Raw genomic sequence first — 6,188 nt, forward strand, 5'->3', positions numbered from 1 at the left:
CCGGCCGTTTGCATCTTCCCATGCCAGCTTGGTTCACCACCGAGACCGAGGCCGGCGACACGTTGGTGTCGACATTGAAATTGATGGCGGGTGCCGAGCAAGCGACCGAGGCAATGTTTCGCCAAGCCGCGATGGGACAACCTCTCGCACCGGACATGAACCGAGTCGTCCCGGTTCCCGCCGCTCCGCGATGGACCCAGCCGATTCCAAACCCCGGCGGTGCGAATGACAACACCGTGATCGAACCGCTGGCAACGCGAGTGCCGCCGGAGTGTTTTTATATTCGCTATGGGTCGTTCGAGAACTATTTGTGGTTTCGTGATCTTTCGGAAGAATACGGCGGCGACGTTTCGCGAATGGTCACGCTAAGAGGTTTCCGCAGCCCGGGAACCAAGGCCATCGAAACGCAATTGAATCTGGAAATGAATCAATTGTCGCGAATGTTGGGCCCCACCGTGATCGAGGACCAAGCGATCATCGGTCGCGATCTGTATTTGAATGACGGAGCGACGTTGGGCGTGTTGTTCAAAGTCAAGAATGCGTTCTTGTTCCGCACCTCACTGCAAAACGATCGAGCGACACGAGCGAAATCGGACGACGCGATTGAACTTGGCGACACCACCATCGCTGGTAAAACCGTTTCGCTGCTGCAAAGTGCCGACAATCGCGTGCGATCGTTTATGGTCGAAGATGGCGAGTACATCCTGGTCACCAACAGCGAAACGATGGCGAGGCGTTTTCTCGAAGTCGGCGAAAGTGGGCAATCGCTCGCGGCGACCTCGGAATTCCGACTCGCTCGGCGATTGATGCCAATCGAACGAGAGGATTCACTGTTTGCGTACTTTTCGCCTCAGATGCTGCAAGGTTTGGTGTCACCCGAATACCTGATCGAGCTGCGGCGACGGATCGACGCGAAATCGGACGTAACCTTGGTACAGCTGGCCAAATTAGCCGCTGCCGCCGAAGGGGCACCGACGGTGTCGATTGACCAATTGATCAGACGCGGCTACCTGCCCAACAACTTTAGTGAACGTTCGGACGCCAGCGGGATCGTGGAACTCGGCGATAGCGTGATCGATACACGCCGCGGTGCTCGCGGGACGTTTTTGCCGATCGCCGACATTGAACTACAAAACGTGACGGCCGAAGAAGCGTTGTGGTACTCGCGGATCGCGGCGAGTTACACCTCACGATTTCCGCACATGGACCCGATCATGGTCGGGGTCCAGCGGGAAACGGTTTTTGCCGGTGGCGATCAAAACGCCACCGTCGAACGGCTCGCGATCCATGCCGAGATCGCTCCATGGTCGCCCGCACAATACGGCAAGTACGCTCAGCAATTGGGGCCACCGACCCGAGTCGCGATGCAATTTGCTCCGGATGACATCGTGGCGGTCCAGGCTCACGTGGCATCGGAACAGCTGGGTCCCCCAACGCATCTGTTTGCTGCGATCAAAGACTCGGTGCCACCAAATCCCGATGACTTCGACGGCTTGATCAAGACCTATCGTGCACTGAAACAGTTGCCAGGCTACATCGGCGCGTGGCCATTACCCGGAGCGATTGATCGATTGCCGCTGGGGCTAGGCCGTGGCACCCCGGTCGGTCCGGGGATGAGCCGCTTGATTGGCGGAATCTATCGCTACACCGGAGGCGGGTTCAGCGTGTTGTCGTTTTATCCCGATTTGCTGACCGCGAGTTTGCCGTTTTTGGCTTCGATCGAAGTCGAGGACGCGGCCCAACTTCGCGGTCGAATCGGTAATTTGCGAGGCAGCCAACTCGAATCTTGGGTGACGAACCAGTTGTACCAACGATCGGCAACCAGCAGTTTGGCGGGAGCCGATTTCCTGGGCATGTTGTCACGCCAATTGCGAGTGCCGCCCGCCGAAGCACTCGCGGCCACGCAGGATATTTTCGCCACCGATCTGCAGTGCACCCTCGGCGGCGAATACCAATTTCAGCCTCAAGTGGATCAATGGCAGAGCACGGCATGGCATGGCACACGACCACCGCTGACCTCGCCCTTGGACTATGCCCATCCGATCATGCAGTGGTTCCGCGGCGGGCAATTCACGTTGACTCAGTACGACGACCGATTGGTGGTCGATGCGATCGTCGACGCGGCCCGCAATTAGCCGTTGTCGATTTCATTTCCTTGTCAATTTAATTTGCCGTGTCGCGATCGGGGGTCGGTTCCCGGGCTTCGACGTGTTGCGCGGCCAATCGACCAGCGAAACTGGCAACCGCAAACGCACACAGAAAGCCGACAAACACCATCAAATAGTACAGCACGTATAGAAAAAACAGATCATTCCACTCGATGGGAAATTCGAACTCCGTGGCAAAAATCGCCATCGCGAAACTGCCTAAAAAGAGTACGAATCCCACCAGGATCACACGCGCCAACCCGCCGCGCGACGCGACGAGTAGCATCGCTTGGCTGAGCAGCGCGGTGGCGACGGGGACCGTCAACCAGATCCCAATCAGCACCGGCCAATAGAGTTCGGCGCGTATCGGGGGCAGAAAATCGCGTGCCGATGTTAATAGCAACGCAAACACGGTCGTGATCGCAATCAGGTCGCCGATCGAAAATTGACGTCGTTTCCGCTGACTTGACTCTCGCGTATCGTTCCATCGAGGGACCGCAATCCACGCAAACACGACGTTTTGACTCAGCACGATTCCCACCATATCCACCAAAGTTGATAGCCAAGGGTCATCACTAAACGTGCCCCAAAACGACGTCACGCCGACTAGCACCAGTGCGACTTGCAATCCATACCGCATCACCGTTTTTTTGACCGCCGACGTGATCCAACAACTCACTGCGATGCTGCCCAACCAGCAGCCGACAATGAAACAGCGAAACGCAAAATTAATTTCGTGGCTTTCGACGATTCCATGAGCGGGATCTGCAGTCCGCCATGTTGCGACAATCATTGCCAGTGCCCAGCTGCCCAGAATTACCAGCGCCCTTCGGTTTAACAGCGGAATCAAGTAGGTTTGCTGTTTTCCGGCTTCCACTTGACATTTCCACGGTTTGGTTTGAGAGAGAGCGAACTTGAAACATGGATGGTACCACTGAACCGATCATCGCGGTGCTTGGGCACCCGATTGCCGGAAATCCGTCACAGCTCGCGATCGAACGGGCCTTTGAAGCGATGAAGCTCGATTGGCGAGTGATGTCTTTTGATGTCACGCCGGAAAACTTGCCCGTCGCCCTGCATGGACTCGAGGTGCTCGGGGTCCGCGGAATTCTGCTCAGCAAGAATTTGATCCGGGAAGCGGCTCAGTGGGCTGCCGGCCATCTGCCCGATCAATCCGGCCCCGCAGTACTGGACTGTTTCTATCGTGACCCGATTGCCCGCTCGGGTCTACAAGGCACTGCTTCACAAAACTCAGGTCTGCTTGGTTTTGATGCCGAAAGCCAATGGATTTCGGCTCAGATCCATGCTCACCTCTCGGCCAAACAGGACGATTCGGCGGTTTCCGCGTGGGTCATTGGCGAAATCGGCCGCGATCTCGACTCGCTGTTTCCCGAACCGTATCGCGAACTCCTGAAACAGTCCTTGCTCGAACCCGACACCGCCTCGATTCCCGAGGCGGATGTGGTCCTGATTGGCGAGCTCGATGCGGATGCGGTGGCACTGGAAATCGAAGACGCGTCCGCCGCCTGCCCATCATCTCTGCTGATTGACCTCAGCGGCAATGAAGCGGTGGCCGAAGCACTCGATGATTTCGAAGCCACGGTGATCAACATCGACCAGCGGCGAGTCGGTATGATTTGCCAATGTATCGAAAAATGGGTGGGTAAACCTGCGCCCGAAGAGATCGTGATTGATGCCATCGAAGAGTATATGGCAGTGTGAACGTAGTCCAGGCTGCCAGCCTGGGTTCACACGATGACTTCCCACCGTGTCATTCGAAGCAAAACATCCTTCCTGGCTTTGCTAGGGTTCTGGCTTTGCTAGGATCCTGGCTTTTCTGCGAGACGCATGCGAATGAACGACCCAACCGACTATGTCGAAAAAGAGCCTCACGATCTACTGCGACTGCGGGATGACCGCATCGTCGAAACGGTCGCGATGCTTCGCGTGCGGATCGACGAGCGATTTCCTCATTGCGGACTCGGCAAACTGTGCGGACAACTTCACCAAGTCTCGCTGCAAGCGGCATCGCGATCGGCCTGGATCGGACGTCCGATCTTGTGGATTCGCGCGGTCGGTTACCTGTTGGCGTTCAGCTTGTTGGCCGTTTTGATTTTCTACGGAGCGTTGGTGGTTCGCTTGGAACCGGACGAAGTCAGTCCGATGGACTTTATTCAAACCTTTGACGCCGGGATCAATGGTGCCGTGTTTGTCGGCATCGCCTTGTACTTTTTGATCAGTTTAGAAACGCGGATTAAACGCAAACGAGCGTTGGCGGCGGTCCACGAATTACGGTCGATCGCCCACATCATCGACATGCATCAATTGACCAAAGATCCCGAACGGATTTTGCGAAATTGGCAAGCGACCGATCACTCGCCCAAATACAACATGACGCCATTCTTGCTCGGTCGTTACTTGGACTATTGCAGCGAGATGCTATCGCTAGTCGGCAAGATCGCGGCGTTGTACGTCGAGCGATTCGACGACGCTCATTCCGTCGCCGCCGTCACCGAGATCGAACAACTAAGCACCAGTATGAGCCGCAAAATCTGGCAAAAGATCATGATTTTGTCTCAGTCGCGTGACCTGTTTGATGCCTCCGACTTAGAACCACCGGCGATCCCCGCCCCCGCAATTCCCGACCCGGCAACCTCCAATACCGAACTCGAACCCACTTCCGAAGGACCTGCGTCTCTCTGATGGCTAAAAAGAAAACGAGTATTCGCGATTCCGTGATCGCTGCCGCTCAGCAACTCCGCGACGATGTCGATTCGCTGTCGTTTTCCGAACCGGTGACGCACGTCTACAATCCGCTGCGTTACGCCTGGAAGGGGCACGAAGCCTATCTGGAACATGTCAACAACAAGGGAGTGAAAGTCGTATTCTTGGGGATGAACCCAGGCCCCTGGGGGATGGCACAAACCGGAGTTCCGTTTGGCGAGATCGACTCGGTCAAGAATTGGATGGGGATCAATGTCGCCGTCGATCACCCTGAAAACGAACATCCCAAACGGCCTGTCGAAGGATTCGATTGTGCCAAGAGCGAGGTCAGTGGACGACGACTGTGGGGGTTATTTCGCGAGCGGTTTAAGACTGCGGATCTGTTTTTCAAAGACCACTTCGTCCTGAATTATTGTCCGTTGGTGTTCATGGAAGAATCGGCCCGCAATCGTACGCCCGACAAACTGCCGGTCGCCGAGCGAGAGTCGCTCAACGAGGTCTGTGACGCGCACCTGCAACGATTGCTGCAGCTGCTCGACCCGACCTACGTCGTCGGCGTCGGTGCGTATGCCGAAGGGTGTTTGAAACGATCCCTTGAGGCCATCCACAGCGAGGCAAAACTTTCGCGGATCCTTCACCCCAGTCCCGCATCGCCAGCGGCGAACCGAGATTGGGCCGGCACCGCGACCAAACAACTCAGCGAAGCCGGCATCTGGAAGTAGTGCCAGCAATGAATCTCCCCCTCTCCCCCTCTCCCCCTCTCCCTGTCTCCCCCTCTCCCTGTCTCCCTGTCTCCCTGTCTCCCTGTCTCCCTGTCTCCCTGTCTCCCTGTCTCCCTTCCCACCCGCTCGTCTTCATGCCATTTCCAGTCCGCAACGTACACGCGATGGTTATCCGCCGGTGTTAGCCTTACGCAAACGTGCACAACAGGCTTCGGCTTCGACGCCGAGAACTACGCAAACCGAGACAATCGCCACAAGAATCGCAACGGCCGCAGCGGTGGGCGGCCCAACGGGATTGTAGAACCCGAGTCGACCGAGAACAACAACAGTGGAGAAACCGAGTCCCACGATTAGCGATCCGCTAAGAAACGCTGACCACCAGAGAATGCGATGCCGACCCACAAAATACCAACGCGGGACACGGTACGCAAAGGTGACCGCGAGCGCGACCGTGGCAAAGCCGAGAAAGAACTTTGCGGAAGCCATTGGGTTACCAGTCGTTCGCTGGATTGCGGCTGGGATGCCCGCTTCGACCGCAGCGCCAATGTGAAGTCCAAGAGTTGTTCCGGGCAAGAACGCTAGCAGCGAGGCGGGC

General features: G+C 56.7%; 6 protein-coding genes. 4 read left to right on the forward strand and 2 right to left on the reverse strand.

What is annotated here, in order from left to right; all coding sequences use genetic code 11:
• Positions 1-2,135: hypothetical protein (locus tag ABX962_RS27060; protein ID WP_372724069.1), on the forward strand; the 2,135-nt coding region annotated here is incomplete at its 5' end.
• A gap of 28 nt (positions 2,136-2,163) precedes the next feature.
• Here the strand turns inward: ABX962_RS27060 and ABX962_RS27065 are convergent.
• Positions 2,164-3,024 (reverse strand): hypothetical protein, encoded by an 861-nt coding sequence (locus ABX962_RS27065; protein ID WP_372724070.1) that lies wholly within the window; start codon positions 3,022-3,024, stop codon positions 2,164-2,166.
• A gap of 44 nt (positions 3,025-3,068) precedes the next feature.
• On the opposite strand from ABX962_RS27065, the gene ABX962_RS27070 reads away from it, so the two are divergent.
• The 3 genes from ABX962_RS27070 to ABX962_RS27080 all read left to right on the forward strand — a co-directional run bounded on the left by ABX962_RS27070 (position 3,069) and on the right by ABX962_RS27080 (position 5,593).
• Positions 3,069-3,869 (forward strand): hypothetical protein, encoded by an 801-nt coding sequence (locus ABX962_RS27070; RefSeq protein ID WP_372724072.1) that lies wholly within the window; start codon positions 3,069-3,071, stop codon positions 3,867-3,869.
• Between the two features lie 126 nt (positions 3,870-3,995).
• Positions 3,996-4,850 carry a hypothetical protein gene (locus tag ABX962_RS27075; protein WP_372724074.1) on the forward strand — a complete coding sequence of 285 codons (855 nt, stop codon included), beginning with the start codon at positions 3,996-3,998 and terminating at the stop codon, positions 4,848-4,850.
• Positions 4,850-5,593: a uracil-DNA glycosylase family protein gene (locus tag ABX962_RS27080; RefSeq protein WP_372724076.1), complete on the forward strand. Its 744-nt coding sequence runs from the start codon at positions 4,850-4,852 to the stop codon at positions 5,591-5,593. The genes ABX962_RS27075 and ABX962_RS27080 overlap by 1 nt, the downstream gene beginning before the upstream one ends.
• 168 nt (positions 5,594-5,761) lie before the next feature.
• On the opposite strand, the gene ABX962_RS27085 is transcribed toward ABX962_RS27080, so the two are convergent.
• Positions 5,762-6,188 (reverse strand): hypothetical protein (locus tag ABX962_RS27085; protein ID WP_372724078.1); only part of this gene is annotated, 427 nt, incomplete at its 5' end.

It is taken from the genome of Novipirellula sp. (genome assembly GCF_041583735.1).
Classification (GTDB): Bacteria; Planctomycetota; Planctomycetia; order Pirellulales; family Pirellulaceae; genus Novipirellula.

Excerpts from the sequence above, each read along its gene's own strand:
- ABX962_RS27080 (WP_372724076.1), top strand. The coding sequence starts at position 4,850 with ATGGCTAAAAAGAAAACGAGTATTCGCGATTCCGTGATCGCTGCCGCT.
- ABX962_RS27070 (WP_372724072.1), top strand. The coding sequence starts at position 3,069 with ATGGATGGTACCACTGAACCGATCATCGCGGTGCTTGGGCACCCGATT.
- ABX962_RS27075 (WP_372724074.1), top strand. The coding sequence starts at position 3,996 with ATGCGAATGAACGACCCAACCGACTATGTCGAAAAAGAGCCTCACGAT.